Source organism: Pararhizobium antarcticum (assembly GCF_001885585.1).
In the GTDB taxonomy this organism is placed as follows: domain Bacteria; phylum Pseudomonadota; class Alphaproteobacteria; order Rhizobiales; family Rhizobiaceae; genus Pararhizobium; species Pararhizobium antarcticum.
Window position 1 is genome coordinate 1 of the sequence record NZ_LSRP01000093.1, and the last position, 17,278, is coordinate 17,278.

18 protein-coding genes are annotated in these 17,278 nt (G+C 61.9%); 8 read left to right on the forward strand and 10 right to left on the reverse strand.

Translation table 11 applies throughout. The features are described 5' to 3' along the window. The 5 genes from AX760_RS14820 to AX760_RS14840 all read right to left on the reverse strand — a co-directional run. On the reverse strand, positions 1-1,037 hold a 1,037-nt coding region (locus AX760_RS14820), incomplete at its 3' end, for an aldo/keto reductase (protein ID WP_071833703.1). Positions 1,038-1,042: 5 nt separating this feature from the next. Next, entirely contained in the window at positions 1,043-2,014 is a 972-nt protein-coding gene (locus tag AX760_RS14825; protein ID WP_071833704.1) for a branched-chain amino acid ABC transporter permease, read from the reverse strand. Continuing rightward, positions 2,011-2,922: a branched-chain amino acid ABC transporter permease gene (locus tag AX760_RS14830; RefSeq protein ID WP_071833705.1), complete on the reverse strand. Its 912-nt coding sequence runs from the start codon at positions 2,920-2,922 to the stop codon at positions 2,011-2,013. Before AX760_RS14830 ends, AX760_RS14825 begins: the two co-directional genes overlap by 4 nt. Continuing rightward, a complete protein-coding gene (locus AX760_RS14835; RefSeq protein WP_071833706.1) occupies positions 2,919-3,662 on the reverse strand; it encodes an ABC transporter ATP-binding protein in 744 nt (247 codons plus the stop codon). The genes AX760_RS14830 and AX760_RS14835 overlap by 4 nt, the downstream gene beginning before the upstream one ends. Continuing rightward, the gene (locus AX760_RS14840) at positions 3,659-4,468 is read right to left on the reverse strand and encodes an ABC transporter ATP-binding protein (protein WP_071833707.1); all 810 of its coding nucleotides are present in this window, start codon (positions 4,466-4,468) and stop codon (positions 3,659-3,661) included. The genes AX760_RS14835 and AX760_RS14840 overlap by 4 nt, the downstream gene beginning before the upstream one ends. Positions 4,469-4,568: 100 nt before the next feature. Here AX760_RS14840 and AX760_RS14845 point away from each other — a divergent pair, with 100 nt between their 5' ends. The 6 genes from AX760_RS14845 (at position 4,569) to AX760_RS14870 (ending at position 9,812) form a co-directional block, all read left to right on the forward strand. Further along, positions 4,569-5,333, forward strand: coding sequence for a GntR family transcriptional regulator (locus tag AX760_RS14845; protein WP_083531199.1), 765 nt, complete (start codon positions 4,569-4,571; stop codon positions 5,331-5,333). Then, positions 5,326-5,676 (forward strand): TIGR04076 family protein, encoded by a 351-nt coding sequence (locus tag AX760_RS14850; protein WP_071833708.1) that lies wholly within the window; start codon positions 5,326-5,328, stop codon positions 5,674-5,676. The genes AX760_RS14845 and AX760_RS14850 overlap by 8 nt, the downstream gene beginning before the upstream one ends. Positions 5,677-5,686: 10 nt before the next feature. Further along, positions 5,687-6,733 carry an aldo/keto reductase gene (locus AX760_RS14855; RefSeq protein WP_071833709.1) on the forward strand — a complete coding sequence of 349 codons (1,047 nt, stop codon included), beginning with the start codon at positions 5,687-5,689 and terminating at the stop codon, positions 6,731-6,733. Between the two features lie 2 nt (positions 6,734-6,735). After that, entirely contained in the window at positions 6,736-7,995 is a 1,260-nt protein-coding gene (locus AX760_RS14860; protein ID WP_139275974.1) for an ABC transporter substrate-binding protein, read from the forward strand. A 211-nt stretch (positions 7,996-8,206) separates the two neighbouring features. Further along, entirely contained in the window at positions 8,207-8,482 is a 276-nt protein-coding gene (locus tag AX760_RS14865) for a metal-sensing transcriptional repressor (RefSeq protein ID WP_071833710.1), read from the forward strand. 10 nt (positions 8,483-8,492) lie between these two features. Next, positions 8,493-9,812 carry an MFS transporter gene (locus AX760_RS14870; RefSeq protein WP_071833711.1) on the forward strand — a complete coding sequence of 440 codons (1,320 nt, stop codon included), beginning with the start codon at positions 8,493-8,495 and terminating at the stop codon, positions 9,810-9,812. Between the two features lie 83 nt (positions 9,813-9,895). Here AX760_RS14870 and AX760_RS14875 read toward each other — a convergent pair whose 3' ends face one another. The 5 genes from AX760_RS14875 to AX760_RS14895 all read right to left on the reverse strand — a co-directional run bounded on the left by AX760_RS14875 (position 9,896) and on the right by AX760_RS14895 (position 15,028). Then, a complete protein-coding gene (locus AX760_RS14875) occupies positions 9,896-10,681 on the reverse strand; it encodes an SDR family oxidoreductase (protein ID WP_071833712.1) in 786 nt (261 codons plus the stop codon). A gap of 51 nt (positions 10,682-10,732) precedes the next feature. After that, positions 10,733-11,683: a sugar-binding transcriptional regulator gene (locus AX760_RS14880; RefSeq protein WP_071833713.1), complete on the reverse strand. Its 951-nt coding sequence runs from the start codon at positions 11,681-11,683 to the stop codon at positions 10,733-10,735. Positions 11,684-11,704: 21 nt separating this feature from the next. Beyond that, positions 11,705-13,174: an FGGY family carbohydrate kinase gene (locus tag AX760_RS14885; RefSeq protein WP_071833748.1), complete on the reverse strand. Its 1,470-nt coding sequence runs from the start codon at positions 13,172-13,174 to the stop codon at positions 11,705-11,707. 76 nt (positions 13,175-13,250) lie between these two features. Beyond that, positions 13,251-14,219, reverse strand: coding sequence for a transketolase family protein (locus AX760_RS14890; protein WP_071833714.1), 969 nt, complete (start codon positions 14,217-14,219; stop codon positions 13,251-13,253). Then, positions 14,219-15,028: a transketolase gene (locus AX760_RS14895; RefSeq protein ID WP_071833715.1), complete on the reverse strand. Its 810-nt coding sequence runs from the start codon at positions 15,026-15,028 to the stop codon at positions 14,219-14,221. Before AX760_RS14895 ends, AX760_RS14890 begins: the two co-directional genes overlap by 1 nt. A 210-nt stretch (positions 15,029-15,238) precedes the next feature. Here AX760_RS14895 and AX760_RS14900 point away from each other — a divergent pair, with 210 nt between their 5' ends. Both AX760_RS14900 and AX760_RS14905 read left to right on the forward strand, forming a co-directional pair. After that, a complete protein-coding gene (locus AX760_RS14900; protein ID WP_071833716.1) occupies positions 15,239-16,213 on the forward strand; it encodes an ABC transporter permease in 975 nt (324 codons plus the stop codon). A gap of 121 nt (positions 16,214-16,334) precedes the next feature. Continuing rightward, positions 16,335-17,270 carry a substrate-binding domain-containing protein gene (locus tag AX760_RS14905; RefSeq protein ID WP_071833717.1) on the forward strand — a complete coding sequence of 312 codons (936 nt, stop codon included), beginning with the start codon at positions 16,335-16,337 and terminating at the stop codon, positions 17,268-17,270. The last annotated feature ends 8 nt before the right edge of the window (positions 17,271-17,278 follow it).

The following is a 17,278-nucleotide window of genomic DNA, read 5'->3' on the forward strand; positions in this document are numbered from 1 at the left end:
GCATCAAGATGATGGCTGAGATCGCCCGACGCCGTCAGGAAAGGCGGCTTGCGATACTCGTCGCCGCAATCGCCCGGAATGGGTTTTGTCCCGGCAAATGCAGCGGTGAGGGCTGCATGGTCTTCCTCGTCCAGCGCGAAGCTGAAGACATTGAGGTTGTCGCCGCGATGCTCGTTTTCGCCGATGCGCGCGCCGATGATCATGGCCGCGACGGCCTCATGTTCGAGAACCCAGCGGCTGGCGACGTTGGAGATCGAAACCCCGTGCTTTGCGGCAATGCCTGCTGCCGCCCGCAAGATCCCCTGGAACGCCTCCCAGCCACCGGCGGTATCGATGAAGCGCTTGTATTTCGAGCGGCTCCAGTCCGGAATGTTCAAGGGCTCCGGCTGGCCGAGCCACTTCTCCGATAGAAAGCCACCGCACAGCGTGCCGTAGGCCAGCAGCTTGACGTTGCTGTTTGCGCAGAGCTCCGACAGCGGGCCGGCAGCACGGCGATCGACCAGCGAGAACGAGACCTGGTTGGTAGCGATCTCGATGCCGTCGGCCAGCGCCAGCGCCAGATGGCCGGCGTCGAAATTGGTCAGTCCAAGCGCACCGATCAGGCCTTCCTCGCGCAGTTTCTGCATCTCGTGCAGGGCGTCGAGCCAGGCGGGATGCTCAAAACTCCACCAATGGAACTGCAGCAGGTCGACGGTGTCGACGCCCAGCCGGGTCAGGCGTTCCTCAACCCCGCGACGCACCACGTCCGCTGTCATCGGGCCGGGCTCGGGGCACCACTTGGTGAAGGCGACAGGACGCGTGCCGGTGTCGTAACGCGACAGCAACCGGCCGGTGATCACTTCGGCCGAGCCATAGTGATCGGCCATGTCGAACGTGTCGAAGCCGTCGCGCGCATAGGCCTGCAGCGCATCGGCGCCCTGTTCGGGATCGATCACCGTGCCGTTCTTCTCGATGTCGGCCACCTGCCAGAGCCCGCACACCATACGGCTGATGGAGAGGTCTTTTGTGAGCGCTATGCGATCGGGCAGCTTTGACATCGTCTCTATTCCTTGGATTTTGGTGTGCGCTTGCGGGTCAGCGACGCGAGTGCATTCGAGGCGCCGAGAATGCCGCGGGGGCGCACAAGCAGGATCAGGCAAAGGCCAACGCCGATCATGACGATCTGCAGCGCTGCGGCGCGCGCCTGCTGTTCCGGGAGCACGAATGCAGAGACGGCTGCCGCCGACAGCGCCCAGAGGCCCCAGACGAGTACGGCTCCGAGGATGGCGCCGCGATTGTTGCCCGAGCCGCCGACGATCAGCATCGCCCAGACCTGGAAGGTCAGGATCGGCAGATAGTTGTCGGGCGCAATGAAGCCTATGAACTGCCCCTGCGCGGCGCCGGCGAGCCCCATGATGGCGCCGCCGATGGTGAAGGCCTGCAGGCGAAAACGGATCGGCCGCTTGCCGAGCGCCTGGGCCGCCGTCTCGTCCTCGCGGATCGCCCGAAGCACGCGCCCCCAGGGGCTTTTTGCCAGATGTTGGAGCGCCAGGTAGAGCGCCAGCACGACGGCTGTCATCAGTGCCAGATTGGAGAGGCCGAAGGCGAGCGGATCACCGGCGAGATCACCAAACGGCCGCGGGATGAAGCCGATGCCGAAGGCGCCGCCGGTCAGTGGCTGGAGGTTGAGGACGCAAAGCTGCACGGTGACCGCAACGCCGAAGGTGGCGATGGCCAGATAGTCGGAGCGCAGCCGGATGGTGAGCGCCCCGACAAGCCAGGCGGCAAGGCCGGCAACCAGCGCGCCGCCGATCCAGCCGACGGCGATCGGCAGGTCGAAGCCACCGACCCGGTCGGCCGCGTCAGGCGTCGTCAAGAGCGCCGAGACATAGGCGCCGATCGCGACGAAGGCGGCGATGCCGACATTGAACAGCCCTGTCTGGCCCCATTGCACATTGAGGCCGAGGCACATGATGGCGTAGGTCAGCGCCATGGTCAGGAAGAAGGCGGCGTAGGCGATCAGGTCAAGGCTCATGCGGCTCTCCCGAAAAGGCCACGCGGACGCAGCAGAAGAACCGCGACGAGAATGACGAAAGACACCGCCGCCCGCCATTCGGCGCCGACCAGTTGCACGGCGGCAGCTTCCGACAGGCCGACGATCAGGCCGGCGATCATCGCCCCCGGCACGCTGCCGATGCCGCCGAGGATTGCGGCGGCAAACAGCGGCAGCAGCAGGTCGTGGCCGAGATAGGGTCGGATCTGCACCAGAAGCCCGGTCATGATGCCGGCGATGCAGGCAAGGGCGGCACCGACGAACCAGACGACGCGGATCACCTTGCGCACATCGACGCCGGCAATACCGGCAAGCGCCGAGTTTTCGCTGACGGCCCGCATCGAGCGGCCGATGTCGGTTCGGGTCATCATCAGGTGGATGGCGATGACAGCGGCGAGCGCCACGCCGAGCGACAGAAGCTGATCCGGCGTGGCGCGCAGGCCACCGCCGATCTGGACCGCGATCTGCAGGGCTTTCGTGTAATAGGCGGGCTTCGAGGTGAAGATGAATTCGAGCAGGCTGCGCAGCGCCAGCGACGCGCCGAAACTCGCCATGACCAGAATGATGACGGCGCCGCCGCGCGCCCTGAGCCGCCCGAACAGCATGCCATCGACGGCAAGCGCCAGAAGTCCGGTGAGCACGATGGCGATGATCGCCGCCAGCGGCAGGGACCAGCCGAAGGAGAACAGGCCGATCGGCCGCGTCAGCGTCGTTGAGAAAAGGCCGAGCGCGCCGCTCACCGCCAGCGCCAGATAGGCGCCCCAGGCGAGCAGTTCGCCATGCGCAAAATTGGCAAACCGCAGGATCGAATAGGTCAGCGTCACGCCGATCGCACCAAGGCCGATCATTGCGCCGGCAATCAGGCCGTCCATCAGAAATTGCGGGTTCATGGCTGCTCCGCCTTTTGCGGCTGGCTGGTGCCGAGATAGAGTCTCGCGATCAGCGGATCGCCCAGAAGCGACGACGCTTCGCCTTCATGGCGGATCTTGCCCTCAACCAGGATGACGGCGCGGCTGGCAATCGCCAGCGCCGCCTTGACGTTCTGCTCGACCAGAATGACGGTGCCTCCGCCGGCATTGATCTCTTTCAGCATCGCAAACACCTCCGCGACGATCTTCGGCGACAGGCCGGCAGAAGGCTCGTCGAGAATGAGCACAGAGGGATCGACAATCAGCGCGCGGGCGACGGCCAGCATCTGCCGCTGCCCACCGGACAGTGCGCCCGCCAGCCGCGTCGGCTTCGTCGCAAGATCCGGAAACCGCCGGTAGAGCGCGGCAATCTTCTCGACGCGCAGTTTTTTCGGCAACACGGCGGCCGCAAGCTGGAGGTTTTCGTGAATGGTCAGCGTCGCGAAGATGTTTTCCGTCTGCGGCACGAAGGCGAGACCCTCGCCGATCTTGCGATGCGCAGCAACCCGCGTGATGTCGCGCTCGCCGAGCATGATACTGCCGAAGTGAACGGGCACGACACCGGCGATTGCCTTGACCAGCGTCGACTTTCCGGCGCCATTGGGGCCGAGAAGCACCAGAAGTTCGCCTTGCGCCACGCTCAGGTCGACACCGCGCACGATCGGCAGGTCCGGCTCGTATCCGGCGATCAGAGCTTGGGTCGAAAGTGCAGGCGCTGTCATGCGGTCGCTCCGAGATAGGCCGAGATGACATCGGTATTGGCGGCAACTTCGGCCGCCGTGCCTTCCGCCAGCGGCTTGCCGAGCGCCATGGCGACGACCCGCGTGCAGAGCCGTGTAACCATGTCCATGTTGTGTTCGATCAGGAGGATCGACTTGCCCTGCGCATTGAGGTCTAGAACGCGATCCATGATCGTTTCGAGCAGCGCCGGATTGACGCCGGCCGCCGGTTCGTCAAGCAGGATTGCCTGCGGATCGGCCATCAGGATGCGCGCCAGTTCCAGCAGCTTGCGCTGGCCGCCGGAGAGCACTCTCGCCGGCTGAGCCCCGAGGCCCGACAGTGTCACGAACTCCAGAAGGGTTCGCGCCTTGTCGATCGCCAGCCTCTCCTGGCGCCGAACATGGCCGGGACGCAGGAAGTTTGCCAGCAACCGTTCGCCATCCTGCGCCTGCGCGCCGGCCAGAACGTTTTCGAGCACGGTCATTTCGAGAAAGGGTTTCGGGATCTGGAAGGTCCGCCCGACGCCGCGGCCGATCCGTTTCTCCGGGCTTTCCTGCGAGACATCGCGGCCACCGATCCAGATTTCGCCCGATGTCGGCTTGAGGCTGCCGGCAATCAGGTTGAACAGCGTCGTCTTGCCGGCGCCATTCGGCCCGATCAGCCCGACCATCTCCCCGGCTGCAAGCGTCAGCGACATGCCGGCAACGGCGGTATTGCCGTCGAACCGCTTCACCAGGTCGCGCGCATCGATCACCGCGCGGGCTGGCGGCGCGTTGCTCTGTTCTGCGTCTGGCACGGTAGAGGTCATTTCTGAAAGAAGTCTCTTGATTTGATCGGTGATGTTTGATCAAACTTTACTGCTTGGGGAAATGCAACCGAAAAAAGCAGTCATGGGTGGAGCAGGCGGAATGGCAGTCCAGATGCGGAAAACGTCAGAGGCAGGCGCTGGTGGCCATGATCGCGACGACGCCCTGTCGCCGGTCGGCCGCGAGACTTTGCAGGACCGCGTCTATGCCCAGCTGCGCAATTCTCTGATCAACGGCATGTTCGATGCCGGCGACATTCTGCGCATCGTCGACCTGGCCGAACGGCTGCAGACCAGCACCATGCCGGTGCGCGAGGCGCTCGGCCGGCTTGTTTCCGAGCAGGCGCTGGAATCGCTGCCGAACCGCTCGGTGCGCGTGCCACTGATCACCCGCGACCGGCTCGATGATCTCGCCCGCGCCCGCATCCTGATCGAGGGGAAGATGGTGACGCTGGCGCTGCCAAATCTGACAGCGGATGATTTTGCCGTTCTGAAACAGATTAACGTCGATTGCGACAAGGCCTTCGAGCAGCATGGCAAGGACATCGGCCACGTCACATCCGCGCTGAACCAGCGTTTTCATTTCCACATCTACCACGCGGCACGCTCGCAGGTGCTGATCCCGATCGTCGAAAGCCTCTGGCTGCAATCGGGCGCAATCATCCGCAAGGCGGCCCACATCCACGACGAGCAGGGCGGTCTGGCAGCGACCAACCACCATTGGGCATTGATCGAGGCGCTGGAAAGGCGCGATCCGGAAGGCGCCATGCTGTCGCTGTCCAATGATATCTGCCGTTCCTTCGATCTCATTCGGGGCCGTCTGGACGCGGAGGCACAGATTTTTACCGAGGGTGAAGACCATGGTTGATCCTGTTGATGATGGTTTCGACCTGTTCGATCTGCGCGTCGACGTGATCATTCCAGACGGTGGCGTCGTCTATTGCGGCGCAAAGCCCGGCGACCATTTCGAGCTGCGCGGCGAGATGCTGCATTTGCCGGAAGGGCAGGGCCTCTCGATCTATTCGCTCTCCTCAGTGTTGCCGCTTCTGGCCGCCAAGCAGCGCCCGACAGCTCGCAACGACTGGATGACGACCGACGCGGATATCGCCTGCCCGGATCCGAATTGCTCAACCCGGCTGCGGATCACCCGCACGGGCCTTCGCCGTTTCAGCCATGCCGCAACGACGGCGGTTCCCTTGATTGACGAATAGGCCAGACATCATGCAGCGCATCACCATCGGCCCCGACTACGAGATCTCCCGCGTCATCCGCGGTGGCTGGCAGCTGGCCGGAGGGCATGGGGACATCGATGCCGACACCGCCGTCGACGATATGATTGCGTTTGCCGATGCCGGCATCACCACATTCGATTGCGCCGATATCTATACGGGTGTCGAAGAGCTGATCGGCCGGTTCCGGCTGGCGTACAAGAACCTGCGCGGCGCAGAAGCCTTGGCCCGCATCCGCGTCCACACCAAGTTCGTGCCCGATCTGGCGGTGCTGCCTGTCATCAGCAAGGCCTATGTCGAGGGCGTTATCGACACCTCGCGCCAGCGGCTCAACCTCGATTGCCTCGATCTCGTCCAGTTCCACTGGTGGGCCTATGATATTCCGGGCTGGCTGGAAACGGCCGGCTGGCTGAACGAGCTTCATCAGCAAGGCAAGATCGGCAAGATCAGCGGCACCAATTTCGACACCGATCATATCGAGGCGATCGTCGGTTCAGGAGTGCCGTTCACCTCGTTGCAGCTGCAGTATTCGCTGCTCGACCGGCGCCCGGAAAAGCGCATGGCAGCGCTTGCCGCGGAGAAAAATTTCGCGCTGTTCTGCTACGGAACGGTCGCCGGCGGTTTTCTGGGGGATCGCTGGCTTGGCCGGTCGGAGCCCGACCATCCGCTCGAGAACCGCTCGCTGACCAAGTACAAGCTGATCATCGACGATTTCGGCGGCTGGGACCTGTTTCAGGCACTACTGTCAACCCTGAGAACAATCGCCGACCGTCACCAGGTGGATATCGCAACGGTCGCCAGCGCGGCCATGCTGACCCGGCCGGGTGTGGCCGCCGTCATCGTCGGCGCCCGCAACCGCGATCATCTACCCTCCAATCTCGCCATCGCCGATATCACGCTGACCGATGCCGACTTGGGCGAGATGGACGCAATCCTGTCCCAGGCCCATCCGCTGGAAGGTGACGTCTATACGCTGGAGCGGGACCGGGAAGGCCGCCACGGCAGCATCATGAAATACAATCTCAACAAAGGGGAATAACAATGAGAACGACATTTCTGCTATCCACCATTTTTGCTGCCCTCGCTGCCTCCACGGCGCCGACGTTTGCGGCCGAATGCGACATCACCGTTGGTGTCGTCATGGAACTGACCGGGCCGGCCGGCGAATATGGCCAGGCCGGCGCCAAGTCGGTCGAGATGGCCTTCCGCGATTTCAATGATGCCGGCGGCGTTGATGGCTGCAAGATCGTTGCCGATACGCGCGACAGCCAGAGCCAGGGCAATGTCGCCGTCGATCAGGCGACGCAGCTCGTCAACATCAAGAAGGTGCCGGTCATCATCGGCGGCATCATCTCGTCGGTGTCGATCCCGATTCTCACTTCCGTGACGGCGCCGGCCGGTGTCGTGCAGGTCTCGCCGGCCTCGTCCTCTCCGACGCTGACGCAGCTTGGCCGCGACGGCAAGACCAATGGCGTGTTTTTCCGCACCATCACGTCCGACGCGCTGCAGGGCACGGCGGCCGCCAAATATGCCATCGACCAGGGTCTGAAGAAGATCGCCGTCATCAACGTCAACAATGATTTCGGCGTCAACATGGTGCGCGAATTCACCACCGCCTACACGAAGCTCGGCGGCACGATCACCACGACAACGCCGTACAACGAGAAGCAGTCGAGCTATTCGTCGGAAGCAAGCGCTGCCATGGCCGGCGAACCGGATGCGCTCTATCTCGTCAGCACGCCCGTCGATGGCGCAACCATCGCCCGCGCCTGGATCTCCGGCGGCGGCAAGCAGGCCTTCCTGCTGAACGACGGCATGAATTCCAAGGACTTCATCGAAAGCGTCGGTGCGCAATATCTCGAAAATGCCTATGGCACGTCATCGGGCACCGCGCCGACCGCATCGACCGAATATTTCAACAGCACCTACGAAGCCTTTTCGGGCGGCATCTCCGCCTCTGCTCCGGCCGCCGACCGTTCCTATGACGCCGGTGCGATTGTTGCATTGGCGATTGCTAAGGCCGGCAAGCCTGACGCAGCCGCGATCAAGGCAGCCATACCGCAGGTGGTGGCCGAAGGCGGTACGCCTGTTCATGCGGGCAAGGCGGAATTCGAAAAGGCCCTGCAGCTCATCAAGGACGGCAAGCCGGTGAAATACGAAGGCGTCATCGGACCCGTGAGCTTCGACCAGTATGGCGACATCACCGGCCCGTTCCGCCTCTGGAAGATCACCAATGGTGAAGTCACGACCGTCGGCGAAATGAGCGCCGAGGACGTCACCAAGATCAAGGCTTCCAACTAAGCGAGAATATGGCATTGGGGCAAAGCCCCAACGCCGCGATTTCCGGCAGGAGATGCGCTGGATAAGCTGTCCGTCGATCGCAAGCGGCTCACCGTCATCGAGCGAATGATCGCCACGAACACGAGAATGCGCGTCATTCATGACGGCGCAACACCGCTTAAGGCGAGAATCGGCATTGAACCATCCCCTCCAGGGGGATAGGAATTTCCCTATGACAGAGCATCGCCACCAAACCCATCCGGATATCGTCAAGCGCCTCAAGCGTGCGGAAGGCCACCTGAAAAGCGTGGTTGCCATGATCGAAGCCGGCAAGCCATGCCTCGATATCGCCCAGCAGCTTCACGCGGTGGAGAAGGCAGTCGAAAACGCCAAGCGGACACTGATCCGGGATCACCTCGATCACTGTCTGGAAGAAACCGTCGGCGCGCTTGATCTCGAACAGCGCAAATCCATCGACGAGTTCAAGACGATCACCAAATATCTCTGAAGGAGCCGCCATGCTGGATGTTCTGAAAAATCGAACCTACCGGCATCTGTTCCTGGCGCAGGTGATCGCGCTGGTTGGAACCGGACTGGCAACCGTGGCTTTGGGCTTGCTTGCCTATGAACTGGCCGGAGACCGGGCGGGCGCGGTGCTCGGAACGGCACTTGCCATCAAGATGATCGCCTATGTCGCAGTCGCGCCGATCGCAGGGGCTTTTGCGGACGTGCTGCCGCGCCGGGCCATGCTGGTCAGCCTTGACCTCGTGCGCGCGCTCGTGGCGCTGTGCCTGCCCTTCGTCACGGATATCTGGCAGGTCTACGTCCTGATCTTCGTGCTTCAATCTGCCTCCGCCGCATTCACTCCAGCGTTTCAGGCGACGATCCCCGACGTCCTGCCGGACGAGAAGAACTATACCCGCGCCCTATCGCTTTCCAGACTGGCTTACGATCTAGAAAGCCTTGTCAGTCCGATGCTGGCGGCGGCCCTGCTGACAGTCATTTCCTTCCACTCGCTATTTGCCGGCACTGTTGCGGGGTTCCTCGTGTCTGCTGCTCTGGTGATGTCCGTGGCACTGCCCAGCCATCCGGTCAAACAACGCAGAAGCATCTATGACCGGACGACCAGCGGGCTTCGCCTATATCTCGCGACACCTCGTCTGCGCGGCCTGCTGGCGCTCAGCATCACGGTTTCGGCTGGCGGCGCGATGGTCATCGTCAACACCGTCGTCTTCGTCCAGGTTGATCTTTCGCTGTCCCAAACCGATACCGCACTGGCACTGGCTGTCTTTGGGTGCGGCTCCATGCTGGCCGCTCTTTCGCTTCCCAAGCTTTTGGACAGGATCCCCGACCGGCCGGTGATGCTGTCCGGCGCGACCATCCTCATCGTCGGCCTGGTCCTGGCTGCCTTTGTCACCAGCTATGCCATGCTGCTGGCGGTCTGGCTGCTCATCGGGCTGGGCTACTCGATCATTCAGACACCGTCCGGCAGATTGCTGCGCCGGTCTGCCCATGCGGCGGATCGCCCTTCTTTATTCGCCGCCCATTTCGCATTGTCCCATGCCGCCTGGTTGCTGACATATCCGCTCGCCGGATGGCTCGGCGCAACCATCGGATTGTCCTTGACGGCAATCGTCCTTTGCCTCCTGGCAGGTCTTGGCTTTATGGTCGCGATCTCCGTCTGGCGACACTCTGACGAAATGGAGATCGAACACAGCCATGACGATCTGGCAGAGAACGATCCCCATCTGATGGAGGGACATCACCGGCTTGGACATCGCCACAGCCACGCCTTCATGATCGATCGCCTACATCCGGGCTGGCCGCGCGAGCACTGACTTTGCAGCCTATCGGCCTCGTCCCGGTTTCGTGGGAAAAATCGACAAGGCCGAAGGATGGTACCGGCACTTGGGAAGCAACATCATGACATGATCAAACCGCCGTCAACATTGATGGTCTGGCCTGTGATGTAGGCCGCGTCTTTCGAAGCGAGGAATGCGACGAGGGCGCCGACTTCGGCGGGCGTGCCGGCTCGGCCCATCGGGATGCCCTCCACCCATTCGGTCATCAGTTCGCCGGGACCATATTCTCCCAGCATCTGGCCCCAGACACGGTCGTTGTAATCCCACATTTCGGTGTGGATGATGCCGGGGCAGATTGCATTGACGGTGATGCCTTCGCGAGCCAGTTCCTTGGCGAGGCTTTGCGTCAGGCCGACGACGCCGAACTTGGAGGCGGCGTAGTGGGGCGTGTAGATGAAGCCCTGGCGTGCCTGGCCGGAGGCGGTATTGACCAGGCGTCCTTTCGTGCCGCTGGCGCGAAAGCGGCGAATGGCCTCCTGGCAGCAGAGAAAGACGCCCTTGGTGTTGACGTCAAGATTGAGATCCCACTCCCGTTCGGTGAGGTTTTCGACCTTTGCGATGGTGATCACGCCGGCGTTCTGGACGGACACCGAGAGAGGTCCAAGTTGGCCTTCAGCCTCGGCATAGGCTGCTTGCACGGCGTGAGCATCGGTGACGTCCAGGACAAGGCCGACTACCCTGACACCGGTTTCCTCCCCCAGTGCCGCCGCAACCTCGGGCGTGTCCTTGTCGATCGCGGCGATCGCTACATTCGCGCCTTCTTCGGCAAAACGCCTGGCGATCCCGCGCCCGATGCCTTTGTTCCCACCCGTCACGAACACGGACTGATCTGCAAAACGTCTCATGGTATATACTCCCTGCTACGCAGCCGATCAGCCGGTCCGCCTCAAGAGAGATCAGGCCGTCAATCTGGCTGCTGTGAACTTGTCTGTGACGAACACATCGATGATGCCAAGTTTCAGGGCACCGGCGATCGCCTGTGTCTTTGATTCCCCCCCCGCCAGCGCCATGACGCGGTCGGCACTTCTGAGGTCTTCGAGCGAGATGCCAATGACCCGCTCATTAAGCGGTGTCTCCACAGGTTTTCCGTCCTTGTCGTAGAAACGATAGGAAATCTCACCCACCGCGCCCGCTTCATGCAGCATGGCCATTTCCTGGCGGGAAAAGACATTGCCGGAGCGCGCCAGCAACTCCGATGGCTCGACCGCGCCGATCCCGATAATCGCAAGGCTCAGTCGGCCGAACAGATCCATGGTTCCGCGCACGACCGGATCGGCCAGCATCACGAGTTTCGCTTCGCGCGACGAGGTGATGCCCTGCACGAGAAGCAACCGAGGTTCGCCTCCGGTCAGTTTGGCAAGGCGCGCGGTCAGTTGCGTGGCATGGGCCTGGACGGACGCTTCGCCCATGCCGCCGAGAATCTGCACTATATATTTGGCCTTGCCGGTCTTGAACGGATGGATGTTGTCGACCATCCGCAAGAGGGTCTGGCTCCAGCTTGAGACGCCGATGATCTCGTCCTGCTGAAGCGTGACTTCGAGAAAATGCGCCGCCGCCTCGCCGATCCGGGCCATGATCGCGCCATCCCGGTCCTCGGAACAGTCGATTACAATCGCTTCGGTCAAGGCGTAGCGCTCGCGCAGCGCGGTTTCCAGATCTGCAAAGGTCCCCGGCGGCGGAATGACGGTCGTACGAATGATGCCCTCCACCTCGGCGCGCTTCAGCATCCGCGACACGGTTGACTGGGACATGTGCATCGTGGCTGCGATCTCTGCCTGGCGCTTGCCTTCGACATGATACATCTGCGCAATACGGGCAATCAGTCGAAGCTCGTTGAGGCGTGACATGGTCCCTCCGGATATGAATTTTTATTCACCCATAGTCGAAGTCGTGGGAAGGGTCGAGCGGAAGATTGCGTCCTGCCAGACCTCGAGACGCGCCCCTGCGTCGGTTGGCCTTGGAGGCACCGCGGTCCTGGCGCGCGGAAGGGCTGCGATGGCCACAAGATCGGGCCAGACCCCAAGGCACAGGCCGGCAAGATAGGCGGCGCCAAGCGCCGACGCTTCCGGTGCGTCGCACTGGAAGATTTCATGGCCGAGCGTATCGGCCACGCATTGCATGAGAAACGTGTTCTGGCTTGGTCCGCCGTCGGCGTAAAGGCGGCCAAGCGGTGTGGGCGACTGTGCCGACATCGCCTTGAAGACATCATGAACCTGGAATGCCATGGAATCCGTCACGGCACGGGCCATCTGGGCGCGTGTGGTGTTGAAGGTGATCCCGGAGAAAAGCGCGCGCGCATCGGCGTGCCAGTGCGGTGCGCCCAGGCCGACAAAGGCCGGAACGAAACCGGGTCCGGCAGGGCCGGCGGTTGCTGCCAGGTCGACAAGCGCCTGGACATCCGGCAGGCCCAAAATCTCGACCATCCATGGCAAGGCCGCTGCCGAAACAAGAATATTGCCCTCGAATGCATAGGTCGGCTTGCCATCAATTGACCAGGCGATCGTTGTCGTGATGCCAAGTTCGGGTGCGATGAAGCGGGGCAGGGTCGTCATGATCGACGAGCCGGTGCCAAACGTCACTTTCCCGTCACCCGGATTGAAGGCGCCATGGCCGAACAAGGCGGCGTGACTGTCTCCGACTGCCGCAGCGATCGGGGTGCCATCGGCAAGCCCTAGAACATTGCGCGTCACGCCGAACAGGGCAGCGCTGTCGCAAACCTTTGGCAATGCCGACTTTGGCACGCCAAACAGATCGCAGAGCGCGTCGCTCCAGGTTTGGCGGTTGAGATCGTAGAGCTGGCTGCGTGCCGCATTCGATGCGTCGCAGGCATGGACGGCGCCATCCGTCAGGCAATGGATCAGCCAGGAATCAATCGTTCCGAGACGAACGGGTCGGCCTGCAGGTGCACGATCCAGCAGCCATTTCATCTTCGGGGCCGGGAACATCGGGTCGATCGGCAGACCCGTGAGGCCCAGAACCATGGGGGAATGACCGGCAGCATTGAGTTCGGCGCAGACCGGCGCGGTCCGGCGGCATTGCCAGCTGATCACGGGACCGAGCGATTTGCCCGTTTCGGCGTCCCAAATCGTCACGGATTCCCGCTGGTTCGAGATTGCTATTCCAAGGATTTCGACGGTAGGCGCTTGCGACAAGCAGGCCGACATCGCCTCCTGGACGGAAGCCCAGATGCGTTCCGGGCTTTGTTCCACCCAGCCCGGCTGCGGAAGGGCAAGCCCGACGGGAGAGGCGCCGCGCGACAGGATCTCGCCTGTGGTCGAGACAAGCACCGCCTTCGAATTTGTTGTGCCCTGGTCGATGGCAAGAATTGCGGTCGTCATGCTGGCTCCGGCAAGCTGGGATGCGGCCGCCGCAGGGATCGGCCGTATCCGGTTGTTGTTATCAGCGCGAACGATCTCAGTTGCGAGCGCTTTTTCGGGCAATCAAGGCCTTGGCCGCCGACGCGATGCCATCCGGTGACATGCCGAACTCGTCGAGCAGGGCTTCCGCCGATCCGGTCGGTGCAAAGATCCCGGGCACGCCGAGGATTTTCATCGGTACCGGCGCCTCTGCGACGACGACTTCTGCGATGGCAGAACCAAGGCCGCCAAACGTCGAGTGCTCTTCTGCGGTCAGAATGGCACCGGTGTCACCGGCTGCCGCGATGATGGCCTCCACGTCCATAGGGCGCACGGTCGCCATGTTCAGGACGCGGACCTCAATGCCCTCTGCCGCCAGCAGGTCGGCTGCTTTCATCACGCGATGGCTCAGGGTGCCGTTGGCAATCAGCGTCAGCGCATCGCCATCGCGCAGCAAATTGGCCTTTCCGAGCTCGAACTTGTGGCCAGGGGGGAGAAGATCCGGAACCCCCACGCGGGATAGGCGCAGGAAGACCGGCCCGTCATACTGCGCGGCCCATTCCACGGCTGCGGCTGTTTCGATTGAATCGCAGGGTGCAATGACCGGAAGGTTCGGCAACACACGCATCCAGGCGAAATCTTCGATGGAGTGGTGTGTAGGGCCCAGTTCCCCATAGGCCATGCCCGAGGAGATGCCGATCAGTTTCACATTGGCATTCGAATAGGCGATGTCGGCCTTGACCTGTTCCAGCGATCTGCCCGTGAGGAAGCAGGAGGCGGCACAGACGAAGGGCAGGAGCCCGCCATTGGCAAGACCGGCGCTGACGCCGACCATGTTCTGTTCGGCAATGCCAACATTGACCAGTCGTTCCGGCCACTTGGCCTTGAAGCCACCAAGCTTGGAGGACCCGACGGAATCGTTGCAAACAGCGACGATCTTTGAATTGTCCGCCGCCAGTCTTTCCAGCACGGACACAAAGGCGTCGCGGCAATCGTGAAGTTTGGGAGAAGTCGTTACGGCGTTCATCATAGCACCTCCGAAAGCTCGGCTACGGCAATTTTATACTGTTCGGCGTTCGGGACCTTGTGGTGCCAGTCAACCGTGTCCTGCATGAAGGAAATCCCATGCCCCTTGTTGGTATGGGCAACGATGCAGTGCGGGCGCGTCGTGCGATGCTGGAGGGCCGGCACGATCTCGTTCATGGCGTTGCCGTCGATTTCCGTAACCTCCCAGCCGAAAGCTTCCAGCTTGGAGGGGAAGGGGGCCAAATTGTTGGTGTCCTTCAGGGAGGCTCCCTGCTGGAAGCGATTGTGGTCGATGATCAGGGTCAGGTTGTCGAGGTTGAACTGGGCTGCGGATGAAATCGCTTCCCAGTTCGAGCCCTCCTGCATTTCGCCATCGCCGGTCAGCACGTAGGTGTGATAGCCGGAGCCCGTCAGCTTGGCGGCCTTGGCCATGCCGACTGCGACTGGAAGCCCGTGGCCCAGCGGACCGGTATTTGTCTCTACGCCCGGCACCTTGTTGCAGTTCGGATGTCCGTTGAGCCTGGAGTGCGGCTTCAGGAAGGTTGAAATTTCCTCTTCCGGCAGGAAACCGCGCTTGGCGAGCGTGACGTAGAGCGCCAGTGCGACATGGCCCTTCGATAGGACAAAACGATCGCGATCGGGGTGCTTCGGCTGCTCAGGCCAGACGCGCAGGACTTGGAAATAGAGCGCAGTCAGAATGTCGATGGCCGACATTTCGCCGCCGATATGACCGGCCCCTGCTTCGTAAACCGCTTGAAGATCGCGAAGACGTATCTGTCGAGCGATGCCGTCGAGATCATTCGGCTGCATGAAACCCTCCTACTGAATAAATATGCTTGTGGTGATATAATTGCATTTAGGCTTCTCGTGTCAAGGCGGCAGACAGAAATTATTCGGTAAAGCCTTGATCGATGGGGAGTTGACAGGGTCAGTTTTGATCGGATATGAATTTCCACACAAGCATGCATATTTATTCTGCACCGCAGTCCAGTGTACGGTGCATGGAGTTGGGAGGGCTGGATGATCACGTCCGTAAAAGAAGAGAACCGAAATGCAGGGTCCGGTCTGCTTTCTGTATTCAAAGGTGCGACGGGTCCTTTGATCGGGCTTATCATCCTCTGCATCTTCCTCTCCTTTGCGACCGACCGTTTCATGTCTGCTCGCAATCTTCTCAACATCCTCGACCAGATCACCGTGCTGGGCATCATGGCCGTTGGTATGACCATGGTGATCCTGATTGGTGGCATCGATCTTGCTGTGGGATCGGTGATGGCCCTGACCATGATGGTGATGGGCTATCTCGCCAACCAGATCGGGCTTCCCCTCGGGATGGGGATCCTATTGGCGCTGGCAGTGGCCGGCGTTACCGGAGCCATTGCGGGTCTGCTGATTACCGTGCTCGGGGTGCCGGCCTTCATCGCGACGCTTGCCATGATGTCGGTCGCGCGCGGCCTTGCCAACATGATCACCGACGGCCAGCAGATCGTCGGTTTCCCACCCTGGTTTAGCCTGCTTTCCTATACGCGCTTTGGTGGATTCCTGACCTTGACCGTGGCCATCATGCTGATCGTCTTTGTGCTCGGCTGGCTCTACCTCCGCTACACATCCGGCGGGCGATCGCTCTATGCCATCGGCGGCAATCAGGAAGTCGCGCGTCTCGCCGGCATCAACGTCAATCTCTACACCGTCGGGGTATATGTCGTGTCCGGCCTGCTGGCCGGTCTTGCCGGTGTGGTTCTGGCGATGCGGCTCGACTCGGTGCAGCCCACGGCGGGCGTCTCCTACGAACTTGACACGATTGCAGCTGTCGTCATCGGCGGCACCAGCCTGAGCGGCGGCAAGGGCGGCATTCTCGGCACCATCATCGGCGTCCTAATCATCGGCGTGCTGCGCAACGGCCTCAACCTTCTCGGTGTTTCACCCTTTACGCAGGCGGTCGTTATCGGCGTGGTCATTGCCCTTGCCGTTGCGGCGGAGGGCTTCAAGCGAAAGTAAAATTTGGCGTTGCGCCAAACTCTGGTGGCCCTGCCGCCAGTTCACCGCCGGGCGAGACGCCAGGCAAAACTTCGGCCCTGCGGTGGTAGCAGGTGCCCGAATACAACGGAGGAGATCTACCATGAAATTCAAGACAGTAATTCTGGCGGCCGCAGCATTGGCGACAACCGCCCTCTATCCCTTCGGCGCCTCGGCGGCGGACGTAAAGAAGATTGGCCTTGCGGTTTCCAACCTGCAGGCGGACTATTTCAACCAGATCAAGATCGGTGTCGAAGCCTATGCCAAGGAGAAGGGCATCGAGGTCATCACCGTGGATGCCAAGAACGATAGCGCCACGCAGGTCAGCCAGGTTCAGGACCTTCTGACCCAGGGTATCGACGCCTTCATCTATATCCCGGCCGGTGCTGCCGCTGCTGCCGTTCCGACCCGTCTTGCAAAGGAAGCAGGCATTCCAGTCGTCAACGTCGACCGGAATGCTGACGGCGCTCCGGGTGACACGTTCATCGCCACGGACAACGCGACGTCTGCTTACGAAGTCTGCAAGCACATCATCGGGCTCGCCGGCGGCAAGGGCAAGATGCTGATGATTCATGGACAGAAGGGTACCACACCGGAAGTGGAGCGTACCAAGGGCTGCATGCAGGCGATCGGCGAAAATGCCGGCGTCGAGCTGGTTGCCGAACAGTGGAGCGAGCAGTGGTCGCAGGCTGAAGGCCTGAATATCGGCCAGAACCTGCTGCAGGCCCATCCGGATGTTTCGCTGATCTTCGCACAGGCTGATGGTCTGGCGCTGGGTGCCGCCCAGGCGGTCAAGGTGTCCGGTGTGTCGCAGCGCGTCTATGTCGGCGGTTTCGACGGCGACACAACGGCCCTGCCAATCCTCGCAACAGGTGGCTTCGACGCAACCGCAACCCAGCAGGTGCGCGGCATCGGTCGTCTGGCAGTTGACAGTGCCATCAAGCTGGCTGCCGGCGAAAAGCTTCCGGCCGAGCAACTGCTCCCGGGGTTCCTGACGACGCCGGAAAATGCCGCCGAATACGTCGCCGAGCATCCCTGATCCAGATC

Excerpts from the sequence above, each read along its gene's own strand:
- AX760_RS14825 (WP_071833704.1), bottom strand. The coding sequence starts at position 2,014 with ATGAGCCTTGACCTGATCGCCTACGCCGCCTTCTTCCTGACCATGGCG.
- AX760_RS14830 (WP_071833705.1), bottom strand. The coding sequence starts at position 2,922 with ATGAACCCGCAATTTCTGATGGACGGCCTGATTGCCGGCGCAATGATC.
- AX760_RS14835 (WP_071833706.1), bottom strand. The coding sequence starts at position 3,662 with ATGACAGCGCCTGCACTTTCGACCCAAGCTCTGATCGCCGGATACGAG.
- AX760_RS14840 (WP_071833707.1), bottom strand. The coding sequence starts at position 4,468 with ATGACCTCTACCGTGCCAGACGCAGAACAGAGCAACGCGCCGCCAGCC.
- AX760_RS14845 (WP_083531199.1), top strand. The coding sequence starts at position 4,569 with ATGGCAGTCCAGATGCGGAAAACGTCAGAGGCAGGCGCTGGTGGCCAT.
- AX760_RS14850 (WP_071833708.1), top strand. The coding sequence starts at position 5,326 with ATGGTTGATCCTGTTGATGATGGTTTCGACCTGTTCGATCTGCGCGTC.
- AX760_RS14855 (WP_071833709.1), top strand. The coding sequence starts at position 5,687 with ATGCAGCGCATCACCATCGGCCCCGACTACGAGATCTCCCGCGTCATC.
- AX760_RS14860 (WP_139275974.1), top strand. The coding sequence starts at position 6,736 with ATGAGAACGACATTTCTGCTATCCACCATTTTTGCTGCCCTCGCTGCC.
- AX760_RS14865 (WP_071833710.1), top strand. The coding sequence starts at position 8,207 with ATGACAGAGCATCGCCACCAAACCCATCCGGATATCGTCAAGCGCCTC.
- AX760_RS14870 (WP_071833711.1), top strand. The coding sequence starts at position 8,493 with ATGCTGGATGTTCTGAAAAATCGAACCTACCGGCATCTGTTCCTGGCG.
- AX760_RS14875 (WP_071833712.1), bottom strand. The coding sequence starts at position 10,681 with ATGAGACGTTTTGCAGATCAGTCCGTGTTCGTGACGGGTGGGAACAAA.
- AX760_RS14880 (WP_071833713.1), bottom strand. The coding sequence starts at position 11,683 with ATGTCACGCCTCAACGAGCTTCGACTGATTGCCCGTATTGCGCAGATG.
- AX760_RS14885 (WP_071833748.1), bottom strand. The coding sequence starts at position 13,174 with ATGACGACCGCAATTCTTGCCATCGACCAGGGCACAACAAATTCGAAG.
- AX760_RS14890 (WP_071833714.1), bottom strand. The coding sequence starts at position 14,219 with ATGAACGCCGTAACGACTTCTCCCAAACTTCACGATTGCCGCGACGCC.
- AX760_RS14895 (WP_071833715.1), bottom strand. The coding sequence starts at position 15,028 with ATGCAGCCGAATGATCTCGACGGCATCGCTCGACAGATACGTCTTCGC.
- AX760_RS14900 (WP_071833716.1), top strand. The coding sequence starts at position 15,239 with ATGATCACGTCCGTAAAAGAAGAGAACCGAAATGCAGGGTCCGGTCTG.
- AX760_RS14905 (WP_071833717.1), top strand. The coding sequence starts at position 16,335 with ATGAAATTCAAGACAGTAATTCTGGCGGCCGCAGCATTGGCGACAACC.